This is a genomic window from Hyphomicrobium sp., from assembly GCF_036262015.1.
In the GTDB taxonomy this organism is placed as follows: domain Bacteria; phylum Pseudomonadota; class Alphaproteobacteria; order Rhizobiales; family Hyphomicrobiaceae; genus Hyphomicrobium_C.
Window position 1 is genome coordinate 154,400 of sequence record NZ_DATAJR010000008.1, and the last position, 25,057, is coordinate 179,456.

Here is a 25,057-nt window from a genome sequence, read left to right on the forward strand (position 1 = left end):
GCATGATCCGGGGCCAAGTCCGCGCGACCTCGGGCTTAACTTGGCGGTGATGGTTAGCAATGCTTTACCGCGCGTTCCGCGGTGGACATGCGAGGTCAAAGCCCTGACGTATGCAGGACTGCGGAGGGCCGCTCTTTCAGTCCTCCTTCAAGTGCCGCGTCGAGGGCTTCCGTGCCTGCCGCGGCGGCGACGTCTTCCGGAATCACCCATGCGCGCCAGGACCTGGACGCGAAACTCTTGCTGCACGCGAGTAGGCTGTTCGAAAACCGGCACGTGGCGTCGGCTTCGATACGTACAGGCTCACGGCGGTCATGGCGCATGATGCGAAGATCGATCGGTTGGACGATGGCTGCAGCATCTTTCAAGTCGATGTTGCGGAACGCGCAGGCGAGGTGCTGATTGCAAGCTGCGGCGCGCCGGCCCAACGTATTCGCCGGTCCCAACGCCTGGCCGCGCGTGAGCGCCGTCGCGCTGCGCTCGGTGCCCGCGCTGATCCAGCAGGTGGCGCCTGAGCAGAGCACGGGATCGGCGGTCTTCTTGCCGTAACGACGGATACCGTTGGTGCCGCTCTCCATGACAAGAAGAACGGTCACGCGCGTGGTGAGCGGTTTGGCGATCGCGGGGGCGGCCGTAGTGGCCGGTCCACCGAGGGCCATGGGGCCGTTCGGCGCGACGGATTTTTCGGCACTGCGCTTTTCGTCGAGCTTCATCAGCCGCTCGGTCAGGCGGCGATGTTCTGCCTCGCGCTCGGCGGCCATCGCTTTGAGCTTTTCGTCCTCGGCGTGTTTTTCCTCTGCGAGGTGGCGTTCATCCTCAACGCGCTTTTCTTCGGCGACGCGCTTCTCTTCGGCTGCGCGGCGCTCATCGGCGAGGCGACGTTCTTCATCGGCGCGCCGTTCTGCGGCGATGCGTTCTTCGTCGGCACGGCGTTTTTCCTCGGCGATGCGCCGTTCTGTTTCAGCCCGCTGTTCCGCAGCCACACGCTCTTCTTCGGCGCGTTTCTCTGCGGTTAGGCGTTCTTCATCGGCTCGGCGCTTCTCCTCCGCAATGCGGCGGTCCTCTTCGGCCCGCTTCTCTTCCGCGATGCGTTTTTCTTCGGCTGCGCGGCGTTCCTCGGCGAGGTGGCGCTCTTCTTCCGCGCGCTTCTCTGCCGCGAGGCGTTCTTCCTCAGAGCGCTTCTCGTCCGCGATACGTTGCTCGGCAGCGAGCCGCTGGCGCTCCTCTTCTGCGTGAAGCTGCTCGGCAATGAACTTCTCGCGCGCAATCCGCTGCTCTTCGGCGAGGCGACGCGCATCCTCCGCGCGTTTGGCTGCGGCTGCGCGCTCCTCCGCTACGCGTTGGGCTTCTGCGGCTTCCTCTTCCGCGCGGGCTTTGTCGGCTGCCGCCTTGCGCTCGGCTGCTTCGGTGCGGGCGCGTGCCAACATTTCGGCTTCTTCGCCAGCGCGGCGCTTTCCCTCGGCCGCTTTGCGCTTGGCTTCATCTGCTTTGCGCTTTGCCGCCTCGTCCTTTTCGGCGCCGCCCGCAAACTTCTCTGCGAGTGCGTGCGCTGCGCCGTCATTTGCCCGTGCGGTGCCGGATGCCGTCAAACACACGCCCACGATCACCGCCAGCAGCGGAGCGCATATTCGAACTGTCATGGATCGACCTGCATCGAAAAGAATCAAAAGAATGCCGAAGGGCTGAGGCGGAGATCAGCCCCGTCCTCATGCGCCAACTTCGGCATCATCCTCCGCGATTTCGGCGGGAAAGAGGATGAATGCTGACAGACTGTTCAGTTTTGTGATGCGGCCAGGATGGCGGCCAGGCCTTCGCGGTAGCTGGGGTAGGCGAGGGTGACGCCGAGGTCGTCGTGAAGGCGGCGGTTGCGGATGCGCCGGTTCTCCGAATAAAAGCTGCGGCCCATTGGGGACAGAGGTGCCGTTTCAAAGGGCACTTCAGGCGGCGGTGGCAATCCCATCAGATGGGCAGCGTAGGCGACGACATCCTGGGGAGGGGCTGGCTCGTTGTCGGTGACGTTGTAGATCGCTTCTGATCCGCGTCCGCGGGCGGCGGCTTCGAGCACGCCCGCGATATCGTCGACATGGATGCGGTTGAAGACCTGGCCGGGCTTGATGATGCGGCGCGCGATGCCCTCGCGGATATCTTCGATCGCGCTGCGGCCCGGTCCATAGATGCCACCGAGGCGGAAAATCTGCACCCGCTTGCCATGGGCGCGTGCGAAATCGAGCCACGCGCTTTCGGCGACGAGCCGGCGCTTGGCGCGCTCGGAGCCCGGGTGCGGCTCGTCCGTCTCGTCAATCCATTGGCCGTTTGTGTTCCCATAGACGCCGATGGTCGACAGATAGCCGATCCACTCAATTTTTGGGGCGCTCGCCAGGTCCTGCCCGTGCAGGCGGAGGGTTGGATCGCCTTGTTCGTCCGGACCGGCGGAGACGAGCACGTGCGTGGTCGTGGCGAGGGCGTCTGAAATCGCCGCCCCGGGAGAATGGCCATCGAAATGGATGGCGTCGTAGCCGAGCGAGGCAATGTGGGCGACGCCCTCGGGTGTGCGTGCCGTGCCGGAAATCTGCCAGCCACGGGGGGCGAGCTTGCGTGTGAGTGCTTCGGCGCTGTAGCCGAGGCCGAAGCAGAAGAGCTTGCTCATGTCGTGGTTCCGGCGTCCCATTCCTTTTTCACGGCCTCGTCCTGCTCGCAGCCGTAGTGCTCGGCGCGCGCAGTTCCGATGGCGTCCGGGTCCGCCAGCCGGCGGAAAGCCCAGACCGCCATCGCTCTAACGAGTGCGGACGGATCGCTCAAGAGCGGGGCGACGAAGGGAAGCAAGGCGCGGTCAGCCGAATTTCCGGCCGCGATGAGGCAGTTGCGCACGAACCGGTCGCGCCCTGTGCGCTTGACGGGCGTGCCTCGGAAGCGGGCGCGGAAGGCGCTGTCGTCGAGAGGCAGGAGATCGGCGAGCGGAGGGTTGTCCAGCTCCGCCCGTACATGTAGGCGGGTTTCGTGGGCCGAGCGTGCGAACTTGTTCCACGGGCAGACCGCTAGGCAATCGTCGCAGCCAAAAATGCGGTTGCCGATCGGGGCACGAAATTCCTCAGCGATATGGCCTTTGTGCTCGATCGTCAGGTAGGCAATGCAGCGTCGGGCATCGAGCTGGTAAGGGGCGGGAAAAGCCTTGGTGGGGCAGGCATCGAGGCAGCGCGAGCAGCGTCCGCAGTGGTCGCGCTCCGGCGGGTCCGGGTCGAGTTCCGTCGCGGTCAGGATTGCGCCGAGGAAGAGCCACGAGCCATCGTCGCGTGAGACGAGGTTGGTGTGCTTGCCTTGCCATCCGATACCCGCGGCCTGAGCCAATGGCTTTTCCATCAGCGGGGCCGTGTCGACGAAAACCTTGACGGGGTCGCCGGTCTCGCGTTCGAGGTCGGTGGCGAGCTGCTTCAGCTTCACCTTCATGACGTCGTGGTAGTCGGCACGCTTGGCATATGCGGAGACGATGCCTTCCAGCGGCCGGGCGAGGGCCTCCATCGGATCGGTTTCCGGCGCATAGCTCATGGCCAGCATGACGACAGAGCGGGCTTCGGACCAAAGTTGGCGCGGATCCCTGCGCCGGTCGGCATTGGCTTCCATCCATTCCATCGTGCCGTGGCGACCATCGGCGAGGAACGTCAGCAGCCGGTCCCCGGCCTTTTGGATCGTGTCGGGGCGGGTGATGCGCATGGTCTGGAAACCGAGCGCGCGGGCTTGCTCGCCAAGCGCGTTTTTGATCGCGGCGCGTGAGCGCGTATCGCCTGTGGGCTCTGAAGTTTCGATGCTCATGTCCGCGACCGTTCAGAAGTCGAGATCGGCGTAGACCGGGGCCGGCGAGATGCCCGGCATGCGGTCGGCCAACAGCGAGCGGAAGGATGGGCGGGATTTCATGCGCGCGTACCAGGCCTTGGCGGCCGTATGCTCCTCCCACGGGATTTCACCCAGGTAGTCTACCGCGGAAAGATGGGCAGCAGCGGCCATATCGGCAAAGCTCATCTCATCTCCTGCGAGCCAGCGCCGATTGTGGGCGAGATGGTTCACATACGCAATGTGATAGCGGATGTTGGCGCGGATGGCGCGCAAGGCGTCCGCATCCGGCGCATGGGGGGCGTCGGGAATGAGGTGGCCATAGATGCGCTCGTAGAGCAGTTCGCGTGTGACTTCCCGGTCGAATTTGCCGTGGAACCAGTCCACGAGCCGCCGTTGCTCCGCGCGCTCTTCGAGCTTTCCGTGGATCAGGGGAGCGGGGCGTCCCTCCTTCTCGTGGCCGCTGAGCAATCCGGCGAAATACTCAGAGATTGCGTAAGCGCCGCAGAGCACGAGGCCTGTATCAAGCGTGAGCACAGGCAACTCGCCGGCAGGATTGAGCGCCAAGAATGCCGGCCGCCATTCCCACGGGCGTTCCTCGACGAGTTCGACCTCAATGCCGACTTCGGCGAGGGCAATGCGGATCGAGCGCGATCGTGGGCAAAGCCGAAATTGCGTCAGCGTGTGCATCTCTCGTTCCGTGCCAAGGAATGGGCGGTGGCCCCAGGTATTGTCAGTCTGGCGTCAGCAAACTGCGGCATTTCCGTTTGCCGGTGGCGGCCGTCATCTGGCCGCTGTTCGTGAACCGTATCCCCGTTCGCTCAAACGTGCTACCGAGCGCGCGACTTAAGTCCCGCCCCTCCAAGGTCATCCCCCTTTGAAAACCGGAGAGCCCTTCATATGCCGATCTGGCAGGCCGTTCTGCTCGGGTTCTTGGAAGGACTTACGGAATTTTTGCCCGTTTCGTCGACCGGACATATCCTCCTCGCCGGACATTTCCTAGGGTTCGACAGCCCCGGCAAAACGTTCGAGGTGCTGATTCAGCTCGGCGCGATCCTCGCCATCGTCGTCGTCTATTTCCGGCGCCTGCTGGCGATGGTGTGTGCGCTTCCGAGCGATCCGCATATTCAGCGGTTCGCCTTTGCGCTGGCCATCGCTTTCCTGCCTGCCGCAATCATCGGTGCGGGGCTGCACGGCTTCATCAAAGGCGTGTTGTTTGAAACGCCGATGCTGATTTGCGCGATGCTCATCGTTGGCGGGCTCATCCTGCTCGTCATCGACCGGACACCCCTCGAAGCGCGCTATCATGATGTGACGGACATTCCTCCGCCGCGGGCTTTGGGGATCGGGCTTTTTCAGTGCCTTGCGCTTATTCCTGGCGTTTCCCGGTCTGGCTCGACGATCGTCGGCGGGCTTCTGCTGGGGGCCGACAAACGGACGGCGGCGGAATTCTCGTTCTTTCTGGCTATGCCAACCATGGCGGGAGCGTTCGCTCTCGAGCTTTATCTGAACTGGCACTTGCTGAAGGAAGCAGATGCTCTGCCGATCAGCGTTGGCTTTGTGGTCGCGTTCATCACAGCGGTTGCGGTCGTAAAATATGCCCTCGATTTCATCGGGCGGCACGGTTTTGCGCCATTCGCCTACTGGCGGATCGCTGTCGGCTTGCTCGGGCTTGCCGCTCTCCTGGCACAGGGCTAAACGAAAATGCCGGGCAGCGAGGCTGCCCGGCATGAGAATAGGTGCCGATTTCGTTGATCAGGCGGCGTGCGACGTGATGGGCAGCGTCAGCGCGCGTTTCAGTGCCGTCATGTCCGTCGCGGAGCGTAGCCGCTCAAGCGCGGCCGGCTCACGCACGAGGCGCGAGATGCGCGCCAGGGCCTTCAGATGATCGCCGCCAGCATGATCCGGAGCGAGCAAAAGGAAGATCAGGTCGACCGGCTCGCTATCCTGGCTTTCGAAATCGATCGGCTTGGCCAGCTTGGCAAACAGGCAAACGATGCCGGGAAGACCGACGATCTTGACGTGCGGCACGGCAATGCCGCGTCCGAGCCCGGTTGAACCGAGCCGTTCGCGCTGCAACAACGCGTCATAGATGATGCGGGGATCGAGCTTGGTGATCTCCGCGGCATGTGTCGAGAGATCGAGCAGAGCCTGTTTTTTGTTCGCCGCTTCGAACGCGGGAAAAATCCCACCAGGTGCCAGAAGGTCGCCTAAATCCATGTGTCCGGTCCCATCGGGTCTGCGGTCGGAGGCCTTTCGGCTGCCGATCCATCATTTCTCATAACCGCGTTCCGCACGTTCTGCCTTACAAATAAGCATTGTCGTGCGTCCTGCGATTGGCGTTCGGTTCATTCCTAAGGTAATGCAGCAAACGTGCCGTCCAGCACGACGCGCCGCCACGAGATCACTCGCAACAAAGACTAACGACTTGATTTGCCTTGAAAGGCTGTGCGGCCTTTGGTTGAAGGCCAACCCCAATCTCCCCGCCCATCGAATCATGCCCAACCGCTTGCAGCCGGACTGACAAGAATGTTCAGGTCGTTGTGACCTGCGGTTCCTAAATGCCAATAATGGCAAATTCTGTAACGATCGAGACGCCAGACGGTTTCCACCCTGAGGTCCCGTACCAGCGCTGAGGTGTAGGCACGATACCAGGATTTGGACCCGTCGTCTCGGCATCCATCCCGGGTGTCCTCAGCCATTGCGCGGCATTGCATGGCGCCCATCTTCCGGTACCAGCCGAATTTCTTTGAATTATTCCAGTTCTTTGTCGTGCGTCCGCAGCCAAGGAGCCAGCCGCAGGGTCTCTAGGGCAAGAGCCCATAACGCGCCATGGAGGTGTCCGGGTTGGCTATCGGTTTATGCGCTCGGCCAGACGTTTTTCGCGGCGGCGCTGGACGGAGGACGGAATGCGCATCGCCTCGCGGTACTTTGCGACGGTGCGCCGGGCGATGTCGATGCCCTCGGTCTTCAGCTTTTCGACCAGCTTGTCGTCGGAGAGAATAGATCTTGCGTTCTCGCCATCTATCATCTGCCGGATGCGATGACGGACGGCTTCCGACGAGTGAGCTTCGCCATCTCCCGCGGATTGGATCGCGGAGGTGAAGAAGTACTTCAGTTCGAAGATGCCGCGCGGAGTCGCCATGTATTTGTTGGACGTCACGCGTGAGACGGTCGATTCATGCATCGAGATGGCGTCGGCGACGGTCTTGAGGTTTAGCGGACGCAGGTACTGAACACCGTGGGTAAAGAAGGCGTCCTGCTGCCGGATGATTTCTTCGGAAACTTTCAGGATGGTGCGCGCGCGCTGGTCCAGGCTTTTCACGAGCCAGTTTGCGGTCTGCAAGCATTCCAGGAGATAGCCGCGGTCCTTCTCGGTGCGCGTCGTCTTGTTCACGTGCGCGTAGTACGTGCGATTGACGAGCACACGCGGAAGCGTGTCGCTGTTGAGCTCCACGATCCAGCTTCCGTGGGATGCGGCGCGGATGAGGACGTCGGGCACCACGGGCTGGAGCTGTACGGAGCCAAACTTCAGGCCGGGCTTGGGGTTGAGCCGCTTGATCTCGTCGATCATGTCGGTGATCTCGCTCATATCCGCGCCGATGACCTTGCGCAGGGCCGGCATGTTGTGTGCGGCCAGGAGATCGAGATTGTCGAGAAGAGCGGCGATCTGCGGATCGTAGCGGTTCTGATCCTTGAGCTGGAGGGCCAAGCATTCCGCGAGAGAGCGGGCAAAGACACCCGGCGGGTCCAAGGTCTGGAGAATGGCGAGTACTTTTTCGACCAGCTCGAGTGGCGCTCCGAGCTTCATCGCCAGCTGGTCGAGGTCGGCATGCAGGTAGCCAGCTTCGTCGACCATGTCGATCAGGTGCTGACCGATCAGGCGCTCCACGTGGTCCGCCGTAGCCAGCGGCAGCTGCTCGCTCAAGTGGTCTCTGAGTGACGGCTCGCTCGAAATATAGGCCTCGGGATTGATTTCGTCGCCGGAACTGACGCTTGTGCGCTGGCGCAGGCTTGCCCAGCCCGAGTCGACGCCATCAGGACCGGCTGACGCGGACGGACCGTCCGAATAGTTCCCATCGTAGTCCCCATCGAGACCGCCGTCGGCTTCGGCGACGGGCTTGGCCAAATCCAGCCACTCGTCGTCGCTCGCTTGTTCGGTGCGTTCGCTGGCGACGGGGTCCTCGTGCTCGGCCTTCGTCGGCGGTTCGGGGCCGTCGTCCATTTCGAGCAGCGGGTTACGCTCGAGCTCGGTCTCGACGAACTGGTTCAGCTCGAGATTCGACAGCTGAAGCAAGCGTATCGCCTGCTGCAACTGGGGTGTCATCACCAGTTGCTGGCCCTGTCTCAGCTCGAGCTTTGCGGTTAGCGCCATCTCTTAACTTTCGCGGCCCGGACGCGCCTTGTCCACCGGCGCCTTGTCAGGCGTCGCAACGGCGAAGGGTCGTCCTTGGATGCTCATGCATCTTGGCCGTGCGGGGGGCAAGGCCACGGGCCGGTCCTGGATCATTGCTCGTTGTCCCAAACGGATCGGGGCACCCAGGCTAGCTCAACGAGTGTTAACGAACATGTCCCCCAGATAGACGCGCCGGACATCTTCGTTGGCTATGATTTCTGCAGGCTTACCTTGTGTCAAAACCTGACCATCGTAGATGATGTAGGCGCGATCGATCAGGCTCAGTGTTTCACGTACATTGTGGTCGGTGATGAGGACCCCGATGCCCCGGTCGGTCAGATGGCGCACGAGCTGCTGAATATCGCCGACGGCGATGGGATCGATACCGGCGAAGGGCTCGTCGAGCAGAATAAACGAGGGCCGCGAGGCCAGGGCGCGGGCAATTTCACACCGGCGGCGCTCGCCGCCCGAAAGCGCCATAGAGGGCGACTTCCGAAGGCGCGTGATGTGGAACTCTTCGAGCAAGCTATCGAGCTGCTCACGGCGTTTCTTGCGGTCAGGCTCCACCAGCTCGAGCACGGCCATGATGTTCTGCTCGACGGTGAGCCCGCGAAAGATGGAAGCTTCCTGGGGAAGGTAGCCGATACCGAGACGCGCGCGCCGGTACATGGGCAGCCGGGTGACGTCCTGCCCGTCGATCGTGATGCGCCCGGCATCGGATGGGACGAGGCCGGTGATCATGTAGAACACCGTGGTTTTGCCGGCGCCGTTCGGGCCGAGCAAACCGACGGATTCGCCGCGGCCAACAGCCAGGCTCACGCCGCGGACCACCATGCGCTTCTTGTAGCTTTTCTGGACGTTCTCAGCGATGAGCCAGCCCTGATGGCCGGGGGAGACGCCTCCGTCCGCATAGCCGTAGTCGTCTGCGTCTTGCGCGGCGGGGGCTGATTTGATGGGCCACAACTTCATGCGGGCGATCTGCCGTTCAGGGGACAACAAGGGGGGCTCGACAGCCTCAAGGGGGCATTCGAGCCGTTTTCGATCATCGATGTCAATTCGCCGGACTGCTAGCTCCGTCGGGTGAGGACGTTGCCGACCACCCATCGACGCTTTCGTTGGCGGGTTTCGAGGGCTTGTTTTTGTCTTGAGGTGCGCCCGTCTCGCCGTCCTGTTTCATATCCTGGGGGAAGAAGACGGCGCTTGCGCGGCCCTTGCTCTCAGGAGCCGGTTCGGCAGGCGTCTTCGTCACCCAGCCTCCTCCCGACGGATTGGATGCGGTGTTCTGCGGCGCGGTGTCGATCTTGCTCTCGCCCGTCGTGAGGTCGATCAGGAGGCGCGTGCCGCGCACCATATTCTTGTTTTTGGCGAGCACGACGTTTCCGCCCATCGTGACCTTGTTCGTCTTGGCGTCGAAGTCGGCCCAATCGCCTGTGGCGGTCTGGCCGTCCTTGGACGTTACGTATACGTCCTTGCGGGCTTCGATACGGGTCAGCTCGGTTGTTTTTTTCTCGCCGGTCTTGGGGGCGGCCGAGAGATTGGCGGCATCCGCCAGACCCGCTTCGCCTTTATAGAAGGCGGAGAGTTCGGCGCATCTGATCTTGAAGGTGTCCTGCTGTGCTTCCACGTCGCCGCGGAAAACTGCGACTTTGCGTTTGTCATCGACATCGAGGGAATCCGACGTCACGTCGACGGGAGCCTTGGGGTTCGTCTTGAACGACGCGAGCCCGCCCAGTCCTTCCTGTTGCGGGGCGTTGGGTTTGTTCTCCTTTGCACCCGGCGTCTTGGCATCGGCGCCACGGGTGAGGCGGGCGTTGATGCGTCCAGGACCCCCGCCCGCATGCGGCGGTGATGTGAGCTGGGCGGTGCCTCTGTCGCGATCGATTGCGAGACGACCGCCGCGCAGTTCGTTTTCGCCTTGGGTCACGACGACATCGCCCGCCAGCACAATCGTTCCGTTGGCTTCGTCGATGTCGACGCGCTGGCTCGCGGCGCGGCGATCCGTGCCGGACGTCATGATGACCTCACCCAGAAGGACGCCGGTCTGGGCCTGTGCGTCGAAATCTGCGGTGTCGCTGGTGACGACATCGCCGTTGTCACGCTTCATGACGACGGGTTTCTTAGCCACAATCCGCCGAACCTTGCCGGAGGGCGACGAGGCAGCGGCACCGGAGTCCGCGGTTTTTTCCGCCGCTCCGCCCGAGCCGCCCATCATGCCTTCCCCCTCGTAGAAGACTTCAAGCTCGGGAGTCGTCAGATGCTGGTCGCCCTGGCGCGCGCGCACGCTTCCCGTGAAGAGAGCGGTCTTGCTGCCGTCGTTCAGGTCGAGGCGGCTCGAGTCGATGTTGATCGGACCATTGGACGGAGTGAACAGCGCGCTGCCGGCACTCTTCTGCGCAGCCTCTTCGGCCGCAGGCTCTTTCGGTTTGTCGTCAGGCGGGGGCGTCAGTTGGACGACGACTTCTTCCGTAAAAGTCGCTTCTCGCGCCTTCTGGCGCAGCGTCATTTTGTTGGAGCGAACCGAACCGTTCGGGAATTCCACGATCACCGGTTCGGTGGACGTCAGCAGGTCTTCCTTCGTTTGTATCGTGGCCTGCGTCAGGCGGGCCTTGAGGCCGCTCTGAGAGTCGACATTGATCTCCTCGTACAAGTCGAGGAGGTTCTTCTCATTGTTAAAGACGCCGCGGACTGCGGTGACGTCCGTCCGCGTTTTGTCGGCCTGATAGATCTCGCCGACGATGCCGTTGAGCTTGATGACGTTCGGCGTTGTGAGGTTCTGCTGTGCGGTCTTGGCCGTGAAGACGTATCTGCCGCCATCCTTGTTGAAGCCCTCGTACCGAGGATTCTTCATGGACAGATCTTCCGGCATGATCTTCCGAACAGCGAACTCCGGCAACGTCTCGGGTGAAACCAGACCGGCAGTGCGCGCGATCATCAGCACATAGGCGCCGAGAAGCGCGGCAGCCATGACGGGGCAAGCGATGCGCAATGTGCGCACCATCTTGGTACGGCGATTGGCTTTGCGGAACTCCCGCGTACGGTCGACCTCCAACACGACGCCGTCGCCGGTCTTGCGACCTGCAGACGGATCGGTGTGTGGGTGAGCTGTCATGACCATCGGGGTCCCCGCCCTCGTGGCGGCGTCATCGTTTTTCGAAGCGAGCGTCCGTATGACGAACGATCAGGGTCCAAGCCGTCGGCAGGCCGGCAAATTCGTGCTCGGCTCCGGGGGCTTGGGGCAGTGTTGCACGTGCGAAGGCGGAGGGACAATCGCCGGGAATTGGGGTGAGATTGGGACTGTAGAAGCATAAGACGGCGGAACATTTTCCGCGCTCCGCTCTCAGTGAGCGAAGATGTCGTCCTCGCCGAACCCCGCGAGATCCAATCTGGCCCTGACCGGCAGGAATTCAAAGGCGGCCTTCGCGAAATGGCCACGGCCCTCCCGTTCCAGCATGGCATCGAGCTTGGCTTTCAGCGCGTGCAGATACAAAACGTCGGAGGCCGCGTAGGCCAGCTGCTGCTGAGTGAGCGTGGAAGCGGCCCAATCCGAGCTTTGCTGCTGCTTCGAAAGCTCAACACCCAGCAGCTCGGCCGTAATATCCTTCAAGCCGTGGCGGTCGGTATACGTGCGCACCAGCTTGGATGCGATTTTCGTGCAGTAGACCGGGGACACTGTAATCCCTAGGTATTTTTCGATCACCGCGAGGTCGAAGCGCGCGAAGTGGAAGATCTTCAGCACGCTCGGGTCAGTCAGCAGCGCCTTGAGACGCGGTGCGTCGTAGCTCTTGGGATCGGGTTGCACGAGATGCGCGGTGCCGTCGCCGCTCGAGAGCTGAATGAGGCAGAGGCGATCCCGCTGCGGATTGAGCCCTTGTGTCTCCGTATCGATGGCAACGCTGCCCTTGAAGACGACGTTCGGGGCGAGATCGCCCTTGTGAAGGGTAATCGATGGCGCGGTCATGGTGCGAGGCCTCGCGTGCGGCTGATCTCATCCACGAATAGATCAACTCATTGAAATCTATTGTGTATTTCTGCTGTGCTTGCTGGCGGTGTAACGGTTCCGTCGGGCAAAAGCAAGGGCACGCATGTTTCGACGGCCGGAAATCACCGGGCGTTCGTACTTATCCACGCATGCGGATGCTCCGCGATAGTGGGCTGAGATCCCGCGAGCGAGCACCCGAACCCATGGACGAAACACATCTTTTGAAGCTGCCCTACATTCTGGCTGCGCAGTCCCAGAAGCATGTCACTCACAATGAGGCCTTGAGAGCGCTCGATGCTCTGGTTCACCTTGCCGTCCAGGACATGGATCTAAACACGCCGCCCGGCTCTCCGAGCGAGGGGGCGCGGCACATCGTCGGGCCAAGTCCTTCGGGGGGATGGTCCGGGCATGCGCGAGATGTTGCAGCCTATCAGGACGGCGCTTGGGCCTTCTACGAGCCCGTCGCGGGATGGCGGGCCTGGGTAGCCGCCGAAGACGCCCTCTACGTTTTTAACGGGGGGAGCTGGATTCCCGTGTCGTCGGGCGGTGGAGGCGGCGGCGGAAGCGTCAATCCGGTCTCGCTCGTGGGTGTCAACGCGGTTGCCGACGCGACCAACCGCCTGTCGGTTGCCAGCCCCGCTACGCTGTTCGATCACGAAGGCGCTGGGCATCAGCTCAAGATCAACAAGGCTGCTGCGGGCGATACAGGGAGCGTGGTGTTTCAAACCGGATTTTCCGGCCGCGCGGAGTTCGGACTCGCGGGCGACGACGATTTTCACGTCAAGGTGAGTGCGGATGGAAGCGCCTGGCATGAAGCCCTCGTGATTAGCAGATCGAGTGGCGCCGTGCGTGCCAAGGTGGCGCAGGTCGACGTCGCTTCGGCGGCCACCTGCAACATCGGAGCGGCGACGGCGCAGCGTGTGCGCATCACGGGTACGACGACGATTACGAGCCTTGGAACCGTCGCAGACGAGCTGCGGTTCGTCGTGTTCGCGGGCGCACTGACGCTCACGCACAACGCTACGTCTCTGGTTCTCCCGGCTGCGACGAACATCGTGACGGCTGCCGCCGATACGGCGATCTTCGCTTCCGACGGGTCGGGAAACTGGCGCTGCCTTGCGTATCAGAGGGCCACGGGTGAACCGCTCGTCAGTCCCGCGAGCGGGAGCGTCAATCCCAACCTGATTGCGAACGGAGATGGGGCGATCAATCAGCGAGCCGCCTCGACGGGCATCGCCGACGACACTTACGCCTGGGATCGGCACTACGTGTTGACGCAGACCAATCCTGTGACGGTTTCCACGCTCACGGATGTTGCCGACGGCGTGCCACATCTGTTTCGCCTGACGCAGAGCCATGCCACGGCACAGCGCGTGGGGGCTGCCACCATTCTCGAAGCGCGGGACGGCAAGGTCCATCGCGGCGGCAACGTGGCTTTGTCGGGTAAAGTGCGGATATCGTCCGCAGCAACTGTGCGCTGGGCCATCCTGGAGTGGACTGGCACGGAGGATGCGGTCACGTCCGACGTTGTCAGCTCCTGGACCAGTGGCACCTATACGGCAGGCAATTTCTTCCTGGGATCGAACCTCACCGTGGCGGCGACCGGAAGTCTTGCGCTCAGTGCGAATGTGCTGACTGATTTCTCGCTCCCTGCCGCGATCTCGTCCTCCTGCAACAATCTGATCGTCGTGATCTGGACCAGCGCGACAGCGGCCCAGACCGTGACCCTCGATTGGCGCTGGAAACTCGAGCGCGGCAGTGCGGCGACGGCGTGGGTGCCGCGCCCGCGCGTTGAGGAATTGCACCGATGCTTCAGGCACTATCTCCGAATGGACAGCTCGAGCAGCGCCTACGCGACGTTTGGCTTCGGGTATGCAGGCTCGACGACACAGGCGGCTGTGGGATTCACATTTCAGGTCGAGATGCTTGCAACTCCGGCATTTTCCTATTCGGGAGCCCTTTCCTTCACGCAAAGCGCGCTCAACACCGTGTCGGGCGTGTTCGCAAACCGCCTGACGCCGATGGGCGGCGAGGTCGCTTTTAGCGGCACTGGCTTCACGACTGGGGTTTCCGGCAAGGCGCAAGCCAACAACTCCACGGCGGTCCACATCGCATTCGAAGCGGAATTGTAAGCTCGTAGAGTCTTCGCAAACGCGCGCGAGGCTGACGTGGAGCGGCAGGCAGGAGCGGAAGGGCCTGTCCGCTCCTGCTCACCGAATACTAGTCGCGCCCGAACTCACCGCCGCCAGGGCCGGTTACCGCTCCCCACGGTTCGTCTTCCATCATCATCATCTGATCATGTCTGGCCTCCATGTCCTGTCTCATTTCATGGAGGACGACGAATGCGAGAATGCGCATCCGCCGCTTTTGCGTGTCGGTCAAGGTTACGTAGAGCGGCTGCCAGGCGTCTGCCAGCTTCTTGAGTTCAGCGCCGCGCGCTGAAAGGTTTTCGGCCCTATTTTGCAGGACCTGCACGAAGTTGCGGTCAGGTTGGGCTTCGCGCATCCGCGTCGCGAAGTTCTCCAGTCTTTCGCGACGGGCTTCTGCGCGCCCACGGATCGCCTCCTCGATGGCGGGCCAGTACTTCGCTTGTTCGGGTGATAGCTGGAGCGCATCTTTGAGAACAGTGATCCGACTGTCGGTCAGTTCTTTGGCTTCGGCTTTGTCCTCCTGCATGGAGTGTGTCGTTTGCGCGATGGCAAGGGATGGAATGGCAATCAATAGGGCAGCAAACGCGTAGGTGGCCAATCTCGACATGGTGAGCCTCCTGTTTCAGGTCACGGTCGTTCGAAATCGCAGAGTTGCCGGCCGAATTGGATGGGTGGCAGGCGCCATTTTAACCAAGGCGACTGGCTCGGCGTTCCGGAAGCCGCTTGGCATCTGCGCCCGTGGTTAACGGCCTGATTTTTATTTTTCGCGCCGAGGCTTGGGCCGCGCAGGCATCGCGCGGCCCAATCGCTTGTCGAAAAGTTAAGGATTGGGGGGCTGTCGACGGGCGGCCGACTCGGGCCTTTAAAACCCTTCGCGTGGGCTACGAGATCGCCGATCCGCGTTCCGCGGGGCCAGGAGTTGCGACTCTTGTCGAGATGAGTCTGACAGCCCCGGAGCGAGGGGATGTCGTGGTGCCCAGAAGAGGACTCGAACCTCCACGCCTTGCGGCGCTGCTACCTGAAAGCAGTGCGTCTACCAATTCCGCCATCTGGGCAAGCCGTGGCCTGCGGGCGCCATGAGTTACGGGGAGTGGCCGCCGTTGTCAAACTGAGAGTGCCGCCCCGGTCCAAGGGACGCACAGTTTGCGCCGGGTGGCCGGTTGGCCTCGTCACGATTCAGGTCCATAAGCTAGACGCTTGAGGTCGCCGCTTCGGTCGTGGAAACCGGCGCGGCGGCGCTTGAGGCGGGGTAGGTCAAGGCTTTGGGGGCACCATGGCAACGCAACGGAACGAGCTCGTCACGATTTTTGGGGGGCCGGGATTCGTCGGACGCCATGCGGTGCGTGCACTGGCGAAAAGAGGCTATCGCATCCGCGCTGCATCGCGCCGCCCCGATCTCGCCGGCTATCTGCAACCCATGGGTGACGTTGGGCAAATCCAGCCCGTGCAGGCGAACCTGCGCTTTCCCGATTCGGCTCGCGTCGCGGCAGAAGGCGCCCACATCGTCATCAACTCCGTCGGTATTCTCGCGGGAAGCGGCGCACAGACGTTCAGCGCCGTGCATGTGGACGGCGCGCGCGTGGCCGCCCGTGCAGCGCGCGAGGCCGGTGCAAAGCGCTTCATTCATATCTCCGCCATCGGGGCCTCCGCTTCGTCGCCTGCGCACTACGCACAAACCAAGGCGGCCGGCGAACGCGCGGTGCTCGAGGAGTTCCCGGGGGCCGTCATTTTACGTCCGTCGATCGTCTTCGGTCCCGAGGACGAGTTCTTCAACCGCTTCGCTTCCATGGCGCGCGTGTCGCCGGTGCTGCCGCTGATCGGTGGCGGGCGCACGCGATTCCAGCCCGTGTATGTTGGCGACGTCGCCGCGGCCATTGCCAATGTCGCGGACGGCGGCGGAACGCCGGGCGCAATCTACGAACTCGGAGGGCCGGACGTTCTTTCCTTCCGCGAACTTTTGGAGCGCACGCTCGACTATGCGGGCCGCAAACGCGGCTTCATCTCGATGCCGTTCTGGCTCGCGAAGCTGCAAGCGTTGCTGACGTGGCCGCTGCCGAACTCGCTGCGTCCGTTGACGGTCGACCAGGTGCGGCTACTCCAGTCCAACAATGTGGTCAGCGCCGAGGCGGCGAAAGACGGGCGGACCCTAGAGGCGCTGGGGGTGGTAGAGCCGCAATCGATTGCGTCCGTGGTGCCCGGCTATCTGGAGCGCTTCAAACCCAAGGGGCAATATTCTCACTATCGCGGCTAGCGACGGGAGCACAGTTGGGGGGGATTGAATGGGCCGTTCTCGATCAGGCGCGGGCACTCTGCCCGTCTCAAAGCTGCTCAAGATGAGATCGCTCGGCACGGTGGGTGTTGCGGCGGCTCTCGCTTTCTACGTGGCATGGCCGCTCTATGCGGGATACGAAATCCGCAACTCACTCGACGGACACAACGTCGAAACACTGAATGCGCGGGTCGATTTTCCGAGCGTCCGGACCTCGCTCCGTCCGGCCGTCGCGGCGAAGGTCGACAAGGTGGTGGACGACGCCTTGCGAAAGGCAGGGACGGCAGGTAGTGCGCTCGCCGAAAAATTGAAACAGAGCGTCACGCCACGGATCGTTGACGGCGTATTGGCAACGCTCGTCACGCCGGAAATGATGATCCGCATTCATGCCAGCGGAAAGACGCTGAAGGAGGCGCTGGAAAGCCTCGTGCTCGAACGGGCGGGGCAGGCCGAAGGATTCGGCGGATTCCTGGTGGTTCCGCAGGACCAGCAGGGTGGCCAGCCCAGCAAGCTCGACGAGATCGCGAGCAGCTACGGTATCGATCTCAAGAAGGTCGTCGGCGCCGCTGGTGCAAAGGAAGGCGTGGCGCAGGCGGAAGCCCCGCAGTCCGTGCTTCCCGCTCTCAATGAGATGCGCGCGGGCCCCAAGTACGGGCTCGGCAATATCAAGCACTTCTCGCTTGCAGGGCCGTTCGGACTCACGATCGGCGTGTCGCGCGATGCGAACGCGCGCAAACCCGAGCTGACGGCGGATCTGACGTTCGTCGACGGGACGTGGAAGCTGACTGGGCTCGTGCCGGAGTCGTAGAACTCGCTACGAGGTCGCGGCGCGACATTCCTCTTCGGCGGGCAAAGGATCGCACGACGTGGATGAGACGCACACCTCCAAGGCCTTGCGGACATCGCGCGTATAGAGGCCATCGATCGGACCCGAGTAGACGCCGTTGGCTTCGAGCCCGCACTGATACAGCTTCACGAGATGCTCGCCGCCGTACCGCATGGCCTGCTCGTAGTCGCGCAGCGCCGCGTTGTGTTCGCCCAAGGCTTGGCGGATGTGAGCGCGCGTGTCATGCGCATGGGGGCTCGCGGGCGAGAGGTTCAATGAGCGCTGAACGTCAGCCAGCCCCTCGTTCAAACGGTCCAGCTTGTAGTAGACCCACGCACGATTGTTGAGGGCCATGGCCGAGCCCGGATCGAGCTTGACGGCCATATCGTAGTCTCCGAGCGACTGGTTGAGCTCTCCCGTGAGCGCGAGGGCGAGCGCACGCATGGCGTAGGCCAGGCTTTTGGTGCCCGCGTCGAGGGTTGGGTTCTCGATCAGCTCCGAGCAGCCGGCAATGCGACGCTCGTTGTTCTCGCTGAAGCACTCGGAAATGGTATTCGAGGTGGCATGGGTCGAGCCGGCGCATGCGGCCAGGAGGGCTGCGAGAGCTATGATGGTGCTGCGGCAACGCGCAATCATTGGCTTTGTCCCGCGTTTCGGGCGGCGTAGCGCCGCCGGTAACCATCGGGTTTCGCTCCCCAAAACGCCAGAGGGGAGACTATGATACCATGAATAATAAGATATAGGCTGGCCGCAAATGCGGCGCGCCATATCCCTAACGAGGTCGGCTTCGGTCGAGATCCCATGAAACGTATTCTACTTGTCCTCGGCGGGGGCATCGCCGCCTACAAATGCCTCGACCTCATCCGGCGTCTGCGCGAGCGCGGGCATCACGTGCGCTGCGTCATGACGAAGGCTGCGCAGGAGTTCGTGACGCCGCTCTCGGTCGGCGCCCTCAGCAATGAACCCGTGGCGACGGACCTCTTCGACCTCGATGCGGAGCGTGAGATCGGCCACATACGCATGGCGCGCGAGGCGGATCTCGTCGTGGTCGCGCCCGCGACTGCGGATCTTTTGGCGCGCATGGCGCAGGGCCACGCGAATGACCTTGCAACCGCCGTTCTGCTGGCGACGCGGGCACCCGTGCTGGCCGCACCGGCCATGAACCCGGCCATGTGGAGCCACGCGGCGACGCGGCGCAACGTCCGTCAGCTTGAAGCCGACGGCGTGCAGTTCATCGGTCCAAATGCGGGCGAGATGGCGGAGGCGGGCGAAGCAGGCGTCGGCCGAATGGCCGAGGTGGCGGAGCTCGTCGAGCGGATCGAGACGCTGTTGGCCGGTGGCGAAGAACCCGGGCGCAGCCTGGGCTTCATCAACGTGTCGAGCAAGCGGGAGCGGTCCGTCGCCTCGTTGCCGCTTGCAGGCTGCCATGTGCTCGTAACCAGTGGGCCTACGCACGAGCCCATCGATCCGGTGCGCTACATCGCCAACCGATCGTCCGGCAAACAGGGCCACGCAATCGCAGCGGCCGCGCGGCGTCTTGGGGCCCGTGTCACGCTGATTTCTGGGCCGGTACAGATTTCCGATCCGGAAGGTGTCGAAGTGCGGCACGTGGAGACGGCGCGCGAGATGCTCGAAGCCGTCGAGGCGGCGCTTCCGGCCGATGTGGCGATCTTCGCAGCGGCCGTGGCCGACTGGCGCGTGGCGACGCCCGGGCGCGGGAAGCTCAAGAAAACGGCGGATGCTGCCCCGCCCCAGCTGGATCTGGTCGAGAACCCGGACATTCTGCGTACGATCGCCAAGCGCGGTGCGCGCCGTCCCGAGCTGGTGATCGGTTTCGCTGCGGAGACGCAGACCGTGGTCGAGAATGCGCAAGGCAAGCGGAAGTCGAAGGGTGTGGACTGGATCGTCGCCAACGACGTATCCGAGGAGAGCGGCGTGTTCGGCGGCGAGCGCAACAGAGTGCATCTCGTGACGGCCGCCGGCGTCGAAGACTGGCCGGACATGAGCAAGGACGAGGTGGCGGAGAAGCTGCTGCGCCGGGTCGGCGCTTATCTGGCCGAGAGCAGGGAATCGGTGTGATCCAATGACGACGGGACGGGTGCGCGTGCGGGTGGTCGTTCTTCCGCACGCAAAAGGGCTGCCGCTGCCAGCCTATCAATCAGACGAGGCCGCCGGGCTCGATCTCGTCGCAGCGGTGCCTGCGAAAGAGCCGGTCGTGATTGCGCCGGGCGCGCGGTGTCTTGTTCCGACCGGATTATCGCTCGAACTGCCGAAGGGCTACGAGGGGCAGGTGCGGCCGCGATCCGGGCTGGCGCTGAAGCACGGTGTCACAGTGCTCAACAGTCCGGGCACGATCGATTCCGATTACCGGGGCGAAGTGAAGATCATCCTCGTCAATCTCGGGGATGCACCATTCGAGATCCGGCGCGGCGAGCGGATTGCCCAGCTCGTGGTCGCGCCCGTAACACATGCCCGTCTCGTGGTAGCGCAGGAGATCAGCGACACCCGGAGGGGGGCGGGCGGGTTCGGTTCGACCCGCCTCGGGACGGCCCCTTCGGCGGTGAGCCGCGGCAAAAAAACCAAATCGGCCAAAAAACCTGTTAGGCGTAAGACTTAGTTGCTTCGAGTTGCGGCGGCGGGCGAAGCACCATCCTGACGATTTATAGTTGTGACCCTTTGGCCACGTACAATAGTGTGCGAAAAAGCAGGTCCACCTCAACGGCAGTTTCAGCAAGGGCGAGCACTTCCATGACCGATGCGACCGAGATCAAGACCTTGAAGGCCACCCAGAGCTGGGGCCGTGGGAAGGTCTATGCCGATATCACGGAAACAATCGGACATACGCCCCTGGTCCGGATTGGGCGCATGGCGAAAGACGCCGGCGCCAAGGCGGACGTGTTGATGAAGCTCGAGTTCTTCAATCCGCTGTCGTCGGTCAAGGACCGCATCGGCGTGGCAATGATCGACGTGCTTGAAGCTGAAGGCAAGATCACCCCTGGCAAGACGGTGCTCGTCGAGCCGACCTCCGGCAACACCGGCATCGGCCTCGCGTTTGTTGCGGCTGCGCGCGGTTACAAGCTGATGCTCGTCATGCCGGAGTCGATGTCGATGGAGCGCCGGAAAATCCTCGGCCATCTCGGTGCGGAGATCATACTGACGCCTGCAGCTGGCGGCATGCCGGGCGCCATCGACAAAGCGAATCAGATCCTCGCTTCCACGCCGGGTGCCGTGCAGCCCAGCCAGTTCGAGAATCCCGCCAACCCGCTGGTTCATGAGAAGACCACGGCCGAGGAGCTCTGGAACGATACCCAGGGCAACATCGACGTGCTGGTGATCGGCGTCGGTACGGGCGGTACGCTGACCGGCTGTGGCCGCGTATTCAAGAAGCGCAAGCCGTCGGTCAAGATCATCGCGGTCGAGCCCGAAGGCAGTCCGATCCTCTCGGGCGGTGCGCGCGGTCCACACAAGATCCAGGGCATCGGCGCCGGTTTTGTTCCGAAGGTTCTCGACACAACCTATATCGACGAGGTTGTGCGCGTTTCGAACGAGCAGGCCTTCGAAACGTCGAGATTGCTTGCGAGAGTCGAAGGGATTCCTGGCGGGATTTCGACGGGGGCCAATCTGGCAGCGGCGCTCGAGGTTGCGGCGCGCGATGGCATGAGTGGCAAGACGGTCGTCACGTTCGCCCCATCGTCGGCAGAGCGCTATTTCACGAGTGAGCTCTTTGTCGATCCGCCGAAGGCGTAAGTCGTTCGCGTTCATCGAAAGAGGGAGTTTAAGGGTGCGGTCGCGGCCGTTTCTCGTTGCAACGTCTATGGCTCTGATGGCGGCATTCGCCGCCGGGCCGGTTGGTGCTGGTGAGCGCATCCATCTCGCGCAGCGGTGGACGCCCCTTACCGGCGTTCTGACGCCCGACGGAGAGAGCAAGGACACCGCTGTCGAAACTCCGAAGGCGCCGCAGCCAAAGTCCGCGGAGCCGGTCAAACCGTCGCCAAGTCAGCCTTCCGGGTCGTCCTCGTCCACGCTTTCTCTCAAGGCCAAATTGGAGAGGGCGGTCACAGATGGACAAGCGCACGGCAGCTTGGGAATTCGAACGATCGCAGTCGATGCTGATTTTGCCGATGCAATGGGGCTGAGTGCGGGGCAGGGCGTACTGGTCACGGATGCGTCGTCTCCTGCCGCCACTGCGGCTGGTCTACTTGCAGGCGATGTGATTCAGAAGTTCGACGGCCGGGCCGTCGCTGATCCGGACGCGCTGTCGAAAGAACTTCGCGGGAGCAGCGCCGACAAGGACGTCACGCTTAACGTCTGGCGTGCCGGAGCCGGCACCGACGATCTCAGGAAGAAGCTTGTTGAGCGAGCCGATGCCGGCAACGTGGGAGCAGCGGCGAGCCTTGGGCGATTGTTGTCGCTGGGGCTGATCTTTGGGCCGAAAAACTTCGGTGACGCGGCGACCTACTATTTGAAGGCCGCCGAGGCTGGGCATCCGGCTTCGATGACGCGCTATGCGCTGTTTGCGAAGGACGGCATCGGCATCCCGAAAGACGAAGCGCTGGCGGCCAAGTGGTTCCTCAAAGCAGCCGAGGGCGGTCAGGAAGCGGCGATGACCAACCTCGGGCTGCTCTATGAGGCGGGCCGCGGTGTAAAGCAGGACTTCGCGGAAGCCGCGCGCTGGTATCAACGCGCGGTGGATAAAGGCCACGTCTTCGCCATGCATCGCCTTGGGCTTCTCTACGAAACCGGCCGCGGTGTCGTGAAGAACGATCAGGAAGCCGTGCGTCTGCTCGAGACGGCGTCCGAGAAGGGGCTGAGCGAAGCGACGTCGTGGCTTGCCGACAAGTACGAGCAGGGCCGCGGCATTCCGAAGAACGCGGAAGAGGCGTCGCGTCTCAATGCGCGCGCGGCCGATCAGGTGCGGCGCGCGGCCGAGCAAGGCAACGCCGTCGCGACGTTCAACCTCGGCATCCTCTATCGGATCGGCAAAGGCGTGAAGCAAAGCGACACGGAGGCCGCCAATTGGGTCGTGCGGTCGCTCAAGCTCGGCGACAAGTATCTCGTGGCGGAGCTGATGCGGAACCCGGACGTGCTCTCGGTTGCCGACCGCAAGTGGGTGCAGGAGGTGCTACGCAACGAGGGCACCTACAGCGGGCCCATCAACGGCACCTTCACGCCGGACGTGCGCACGGCGATGGAAGAGCTCGCGAAAAAGGTCTGAAGCTGGTTACCATCAAATGAAAAGCGCGCCGAACTCCGAGTTCGGCGCGCTTTCTCTTTTCGATGCGGACGTTTGTTACGCGGCTTTGGCGAACGGCCTGGCGGCATCGGCGATGCAAGCCATCGCGGCCTGGACGCCGCCCTTCTTGTGGGGAACGCCAGCCAGCTCGAGGCCCATCTCGACGCCGGTCAGGGCGCCGAGCACGGTCAGCTCATTGGTGTCGCCCAGGTGCGCGATGCGGAACGCTTTCCCGGCCAGCTTGTTGAGGCCGGTGCCGAGCGACATGTTGAATGTCTCCAGCACGAGCTTGCGGAACGCGTCGGCGTTGTGGCCGTCCGGCATGAGAACGGTCGTGACGGCCGGGCTGTCGTACTTCGCGTCGCGGCAGTTGACCTCGAGGCCCCAAGCGCGGACGGCGGCGCGCACGGCTTCACCGAGACGCTCATGGCGCGCGAAGACGTTCTCGAGACCTTCCTCGTGCAGGAGCTTGATGGCTTCGTCGAGGCCGTAGAGCAGGCCCGTCGCCGGGGTATAGGGAAAGAAGCCGTCGCCGTTGAACGCCAGCATATCGTCCCACGAGAAGTAGGAACGTGCGAGCGTCGCCGTCTTCGAGGCTGCAATCGCCTTGTCGGAAATGGCCGTGAACGATAGGCCCGGCGGCATCATCAGGCCCTTCTGCGAGCCGGACACGGTAACGTCGATGCCCCATTCATCGTGGCGCAGGTCGGCGGCGGCGAGACCCGAGATGGAGTCCGTCATCAGGAGGGCCGGATGCTTGGCGGCGTCGATGGCCTTGCGCACCTCGTCGAGGCGCGTGCGGCAGCCGGTCGAGGTCTCATTGTGGACCACGCACACGGCCTTGATGGAGTGCGTCTTGTCTTTCTTCAGATGCGCTTCGATCTCGTTCGCGTCGGCGCCGATGCGCCAGTCGCTTTGGATCACCTCGGCGCGCAGGCCGAGGCGGTCGACCATCTGCTTCCAGAGGACGGCAAACTGGCCGGTCTCGACCATCAGCACGCGGTCGCCGGGCGAAAGGGTATTGGTCAGCGCGGCTTCCCACGCGCCCGTGCCCGAAGACGGGTAAATGATGACGTGGCCCGTCGTCTTGAACAGGGTCTTCACGCCGGCAAGCACACGTTTGCCAAGCTTCTGAAACTCCGGACCGCGGTGATCGAGGATCTGGCGGGCCATGGCGGCGAGGATGCGCTCGGGAACTGGTGTAGGACCAGGAATTTGCAGGAAGTGCCGGCCCGGGCGGCGTGGCTCGTTCGACATCAATTGTCCCCTTCTCCGCTCGCTGCGTAGCGGCCGTAGCCTGCGGAGGAGTCTCCGAGGAGGAGGGCCTGCCAATTTTTTGGTACGTGCGCGCGAGCAGCGGCACCTATAGGAATGAAATCAGAATGGCGTCAAGATCGATTGGTCCGTCCAAGGTGCGACATGGCCAACATTTTTCGTGATTTCGACGGTCTTGCAGGAGGCCGTGAATTCACTTTGCGAAAAGCTCCGCCCAAATAGCAAAAATTTGCTAGGCGGTTTTCGCTGCGGACGGGGGCTTGGCTGCTGACACGAGGTAGTTGACGTCGGTCTCCGGCGCCAGGCTCCAGGTGTCCTTGAAAGGATTGTACACGAAGCCTTCGAAGCGCGGGGCAGCTAGCCCAGCATCCGCGATGTGGCGGGCCAATTCATCGGGGGTCACGAAGCGATCCCACTGGTGAGTGCCGCGCGGCAGCCAGCCCAGGACATACTCGGCAGCGACAATGGCCAGGGCGTAGGACTTCAGCGTGCGATTGATCGTCGACAGGATCAGCATGCCACCCGGGCGGACCAGGCTGGCGCAGGACTTCACGAACGCGCCCACGTCTGGGACGTGCTCGACCACTTCCAGACAAATCACGGCATCGTATTGCTCGCCGGTTGAGGCCAGATCCTCGATAGTGGTGGCGCGATAGTCGATCTCGAGGACCTGGGATGCCGCGTGGTCGCGGGCGATGGCGACGTTCTTTTCGCCGGGGTCGATGCCCGTGACGCGGGCACCGAGCCGGGTCAGAGGTTCGGAGATGAGACCGCCGCCGCAGCCAACATCCAGCAGCCGCAAGTCCCGGAAGGGCCGAAGACCAGCCGGGTCGAGGCCAAAATGACGGGTCAGCTCCTTGCGGATGAAGGCCAGCCGGGTGGGGCCGATCTGGTGCAGGGGGCGGAATTTGCCGGCCGGGTCCCACCACGCCTTGGCCAAGCGCTGGAAGCGCTCGACTTCTTCCGGGTCGAGGTTGCTCGCCCCGGGGGGCAGCTGGGTCTGGGAGGCGGGCTGGTTCATCGGGCCGGGAGGGTGACAGGGCAGGCGCGATTGTCAATGTCACGAAATGCCTTTGTCTTTGTTGCGGTGCTTCCCTGTTCCCGGTA

General features: G+C 63.1%; 21 protein-coding genes and 1 tRNA gene. 8 read left to right on the forward strand and 14 right to left on the reverse strand.

Translation table 11 applies throughout. The annotated features are described in order from the left end of the window. Positions 1–95: 95 nt before the first annotated feature. The 4 genes from VHO05_RS09440 to VHO05_RS09455 all read right to left on the reverse strand — a co-directional run bounded on the left by VHO05_RS09440 (position 96) and on the right by VHO05_RS09455 (position 4,512). Positions 96–1,637: a hypothetical protein gene (locus VHO05_RS09440; protein ID WP_329646335.1), complete on the reverse strand. Its 1,542-nt coding sequence runs from the start codon at positions 1,635–1,637 to the stop codon at positions 96–98. Positions 1,638–1,771: 134 nt separating this feature from the next. Next, entirely contained in the window at positions 1,772–2,644 is an 873-nt protein-coding gene (locus tag VHO05_RS09445) for an SDR family oxidoreductase (protein WP_329646336.1), read from the reverse strand. Next, positions 2,641–3,804, reverse strand: a complete 1,164-nt coding sequence (queG, locus tag VHO05_RS09450; RefSeq protein WP_329646337.1) for a tRNA epoxyqueuosine(34) reductase QueG — start codon at positions 3,802–3,804, stop codon at positions 2,641–2,643. The genes VHO05_RS09445 and queG overlap by 4 nt, the downstream gene beginning before the upstream one ends. 12 nt (positions 3,805–3,816) lie before the next feature. Then, on the reverse strand, positions 3,817–4,512 hold the full coding sequence (locus VHO05_RS09455) for a glutathione S-transferase family protein (RefSeq protein WP_329646338.1): 696 nt from the start codon (positions 4,510–4,512) through the stop codon (positions 3,817–3,819). Between the two features lie 210 nt (positions 4,513–4,722). Here VHO05_RS09455 and VHO05_RS09460 point away from each other — a divergent pair, with 210 nt between their 5' ends. Then, positions 4,723–5,520 (forward strand): undecaprenyl-diphosphate phosphatase, encoded by a 798-nt coding sequence (locus tag VHO05_RS09460; protein WP_329646339.1) that lies wholly within the window; start codon positions 4,723–4,725, stop codon positions 5,518–5,520. A 57-nt stretch (positions 5,521–5,577) separates the two neighbouring features. On the opposite strand, the gene VHO05_RS09465 is transcribed toward VHO05_RS09460, so the two are convergent. From VHO05_RS09465 to VHO05_RS09485, 5 genes are all read right to left on the reverse strand, one after another. Beyond that, on the reverse strand, positions 5,578–6,042 hold the full coding sequence (locus tag VHO05_RS09465; RefSeq protein WP_329646340.1) for a PTS sugar transporter subunit IIA: 465 nt from the start codon (positions 6,040–6,042) through the stop codon (positions 5,578–5,580). A gap of 631 nt (positions 6,043–6,673) precedes the next feature. After that, complete coding sequence (gene rpoN, locus VHO05_RS09470) at positions 6,674–8,197, reverse strand: RNA polymerase factor sigma-54 (RefSeq protein WP_329646341.1); 1,524 nt, start codon at positions 8,195–8,197, stop codon at positions 6,674–6,676. A 174-nt stretch (positions 8,198–8,371) separates the two neighbouring features. Then, on the reverse strand, positions 8,372–9,187 hold the full coding sequence (gene lptB / locus VHO05_RS09475; RefSeq protein ID WP_329646342.1) for an LPS export ABC transporter ATP-binding protein: 816 nt from the start codon (positions 9,185–9,187) through the stop codon (positions 8,372–8,374). A gap of 82 nt (positions 9,188–9,269) precedes the next feature. Further along, entirely contained in the window at positions 9,270–11,327 is a 2,058-nt protein-coding gene (lptC, locus tag VHO05_RS09480; RefSeq protein ID WP_329646343.1) for an LPS export ABC transporter periplasmic protein LptC, read from the reverse strand. Between the two features lie 228 nt (positions 11,328–11,555). Then, the gene (locus VHO05_RS09485) at positions 11,556–12,176 is read right to left on the reverse strand and encodes a ribonuclease D (RefSeq protein WP_329646344.1); all 621 of its coding nucleotides are present in this window, start codon (positions 12,174–12,176) and stop codon (positions 11,556–11,558) included. A 224-nt stretch (positions 12,177–12,400) separates the two neighbouring features. Between VHO05_RS09485 and VHO05_RS09490 the strand changes: the two genes are divergently transcribed. Further along, positions 12,401–14,329 (forward strand): DUF2793 domain-containing protein, encoded by a 1,929-nt coding sequence (locus tag VHO05_RS09490; RefSeq protein WP_329646345.1) that lies wholly within the window; start codon positions 12,401–12,403, stop codon positions 14,327–14,329. Between the two features lie 88 nt (positions 14,330–14,417). Here the strand turns inward: VHO05_RS09490 and VHO05_RS09495 are convergent, their stop codons facing one another. After that, a complete protein-coding gene (locus tag VHO05_RS09495; protein ID WP_329646346.1) occupies positions 14,418–14,954 on the reverse strand; it encodes a Spy/CpxP family protein refolding chaperone in 537 nt (178 codons plus the stop codon). A gap of 363 nt (positions 14,955–15,317) precedes the next feature. After that, positions 15,318–15,402: transfer RNA gene (locus VHO05_RS09500), tRNA-Leu, on the reverse strand. A gap of 218 nt (positions 15,403–15,620) precedes the next feature. On the opposite strand from VHO05_RS09500, the gene VHO05_RS09505 reads away from it, so the two are divergent. Beyond that, positions 15,621–16,598 (forward strand): complex I NDUFA9 subunit family protein, encoded by a 978-nt coding sequence (locus VHO05_RS09505; protein ID WP_329646347.1) that lies wholly within the window; start codon positions 15,621–15,623, stop codon positions 16,596–16,598. A gap of 28 nt (positions 16,599–16,626) precedes the next feature. Next, positions 16,627–17,424 carry a DUF2939 domain-containing protein gene (locus VHO05_RS09510; RefSeq protein ID WP_329646348.1) on the forward strand — a complete coding sequence of 266 codons (798 nt, stop codon included), beginning with the start codon at positions 16,627–16,629 and terminating at the stop codon, positions 17,422–17,424. 6 nt (positions 17,425–17,430) lie between these two features. Here VHO05_RS09510 and VHO05_RS09515 read toward each other — a convergent pair whose 3' ends face one another. Beyond that, the gene (locus tag VHO05_RS09515; RefSeq protein ID WP_329646349.1) at positions 17,431–18,078 is read right to left on the reverse strand and encodes a hypothetical protein; all 648 of its coding nucleotides are present in this window, start codon (positions 18,076–18,078) and stop codon (positions 17,431–17,433) included. Positions 18,079–18,243: 165 nt separating this feature from the next. Between VHO05_RS09515 and VHO05_RS09520 the strand changes: the two genes are divergently transcribed. The 4 genes from VHO05_RS09520 (at position 18,244) to VHO05_RS09535 (ending at position 22,657) form a co-directional block, all read left to right on the forward strand. Beyond that, a complete protein-coding gene (locus tag VHO05_RS09520) occupies positions 18,244–19,521 on the forward strand; it encodes a phosphopantothenoylcysteine decarboxylase (protein WP_329646350.1) in 1,278 nt (425 codons plus the stop codon). A 4-nt stretch (positions 19,522–19,525) separates the two neighbouring features. After that, positions 19,526–20,059, forward strand: coding sequence for a dUTP diphosphatase (gene dut / locus VHO05_RS09525; protein WP_329646351.1), 534 nt, complete (start codon positions 19,526–19,528; stop codon positions 20,057–20,059). Positions 20,060–20,190: 131 nt separating this feature from the next. Then, positions 20,191–21,189 carry a cysteine synthase A gene (cysK, locus tag VHO05_RS09530; protein ID WP_329646352.1) on the forward strand — a complete coding sequence of 333 codons (999 nt, stop codon included), beginning with the start codon at positions 20,191–20,193 and terminating at the stop codon, positions 21,187–21,189. 34 nt (positions 21,190–21,223) lie between these two features. Next, entirely contained in the window at positions 21,224–22,657 is a 1,434-nt protein-coding gene (locus tag VHO05_RS09535) for a PDZ domain-containing protein (protein ID WP_329646353.1), read from the forward strand. A gap of 75 nt (positions 22,658–22,732) precedes the next feature. Here VHO05_RS09535 and VHO05_RS09540 read toward each other — a convergent pair whose 3' ends face one another. After that, positions 22,733–23,932 (reverse strand): pyridoxal-phosphate-dependent aminotransferase family protein, encoded by a 1,200-nt coding sequence (locus tag VHO05_RS09540; protein ID WP_329646354.1) that lies wholly within the window; start codon positions 23,930–23,932, stop codon positions 22,733–22,735. A gap of 250 nt (positions 23,933–24,182) precedes the next feature. Then, positions 24,183–24,971, reverse strand: coding sequence for a bifunctional 2-polyprenyl-6-hydroxyphenol methylase/3-demethylubiquinol 3-O-methyltransferase UbiG (gene ubiG / locus VHO05_RS09545; RefSeq protein ID WP_329646355.1), 789 nt, complete (start codon positions 24,969–24,971; stop codon positions 24,183–24,185). Between the last annotated feature and the right edge of the window lie 86 nt (positions 24,972–25,057).

Excerpts from the sequence above, each read along its gene's own strand:
- queG (WP_329646337.1), bottom strand. The coding sequence starts at position 3,804 with ATGAGCATCGAAACTTCAGAGCCCACAGGCGATACGCGCTCACGCGCC.
- VHO05_RS09495 (WP_329646346.1), bottom strand. The coding sequence starts at position 14,954 with ATGTCGAGATTGGCCACCTACGCGTTTGCTGCCCTATTGATTGCCATT.
- VHO05_RS09510 (WP_329646348.1), top strand. The coding sequence starts at position 16,627 with ATGGGCCGTTCTCGATCAGGCGCGGGCACTCTGCCCGTCTCAAAGCTG.
- VHO05_RS09485 (WP_329646344.1), bottom strand. The coding sequence starts at position 12,176 with ATGACCGCGCCATCGATTACCCTTCACAAGGGCGATCTCGCCCCGAAC.
- VHO05_RS09465 (WP_329646340.1), bottom strand. The coding sequence starts at position 6,042 with ATGGATTTAGGCGACCTTCTGGCACCTGGTGGGATTTTTCCCGCGTTC.
- lptB (WP_329646342.1), bottom strand. The coding sequence starts at position 9,187 with ATGAAGTTGTGGCCCATCAAATCAGCCCCCGCCGCGCAAGACGCAGAC.
- VHO05_RS09445 (WP_329646336.1), bottom strand. The coding sequence starts at position 2,644 with ATGAGCAAGCTCTTCTGCTTCGGCCTCGGCTACAGCGCCGAAGCACTC.
- VHO05_RS09460 (WP_329646339.1), top strand. The coding sequence starts at position 4,723 with ATGCCGATCTGGCAGGCCGTTCTGCTCGGGTTCTTGGAAGGACTTACG.
- VHO05_RS09540 (WP_329646354.1), bottom strand. The coding sequence starts at position 23,932 with ATGTCGAACGAGCCACGCCGCCCGGGCCGGCACTTCCTGCAAATTCCT.
- rpoN (WP_329646341.1), bottom strand. The coding sequence starts at position 8,197 with ATGGCGCTAACCGCAAAGCTCGAGCTGAGACAGGGCCAGCAACTGGTG.
- VHO05_RS09455 (WP_329646338.1), bottom strand. The coding sequence starts at position 4,512 with ATGCACACGCTGACGCAATTTCGGCTTTGCCCACGATCGCGCTCGATC.
- dut (WP_329646351.1), top strand. The coding sequence starts at position 19,526 with ATGACGACGGGACGGGTGCGCGTGCGGGTGGTCGTTCTTCCGCACGCA.
- lptC (WP_329646343.1), bottom strand. The coding sequence starts at position 11,327 with ATGACAGCTCACCCACACACCGATCCGTCTGCAGGTCGCAAGACCGGC.
- VHO05_RS09490 (WP_329646345.1), top strand. The coding sequence starts at position 12,401 with ATGGACGAAACACATCTTTTGAAGCTGCCCTACATTCTGGCTGCGCAG.
- VHO05_RS09515 (WP_329646349.1), bottom strand. The coding sequence starts at position 18,078 with ATGATTGCGCGTTGCCGCAGCACCATCATAGCTCTCGCAGCCCTCCTG.
- VHO05_RS09520 (WP_329646350.1), top strand. The coding sequence starts at position 18,244 with ATGAAACGTATTCTACTTGTCCTCGGCGGGGGCATCGCCGCCTACAAA.
- ubiG (WP_329646355.1), bottom strand. The coding sequence starts at position 24,971 with ATGAACCAGCCCGCCTCCCAGACCCAGCTGCCCCCCGGGGCGAGCAAC.
- cysK (WP_329646352.1), top strand. The coding sequence starts at position 20,191 with ATGACCGATGCGACCGAGATCAAGACCTTGAAGGCCACCCAGAGCTGG.
- VHO05_RS09505 (WP_329646347.1), top strand. The coding sequence starts at position 15,621 with ATGGCAACGCAACGGAACGAGCTCGTCACGATTTTTGGGGGGCCGGGA.
- VHO05_RS09440 (WP_329646335.1), bottom strand. The coding sequence starts at position 1,637 with ATGACAGTTCGAATATGCGCTCCGCTGCTGGCGGTGATCGTGGGCGTG.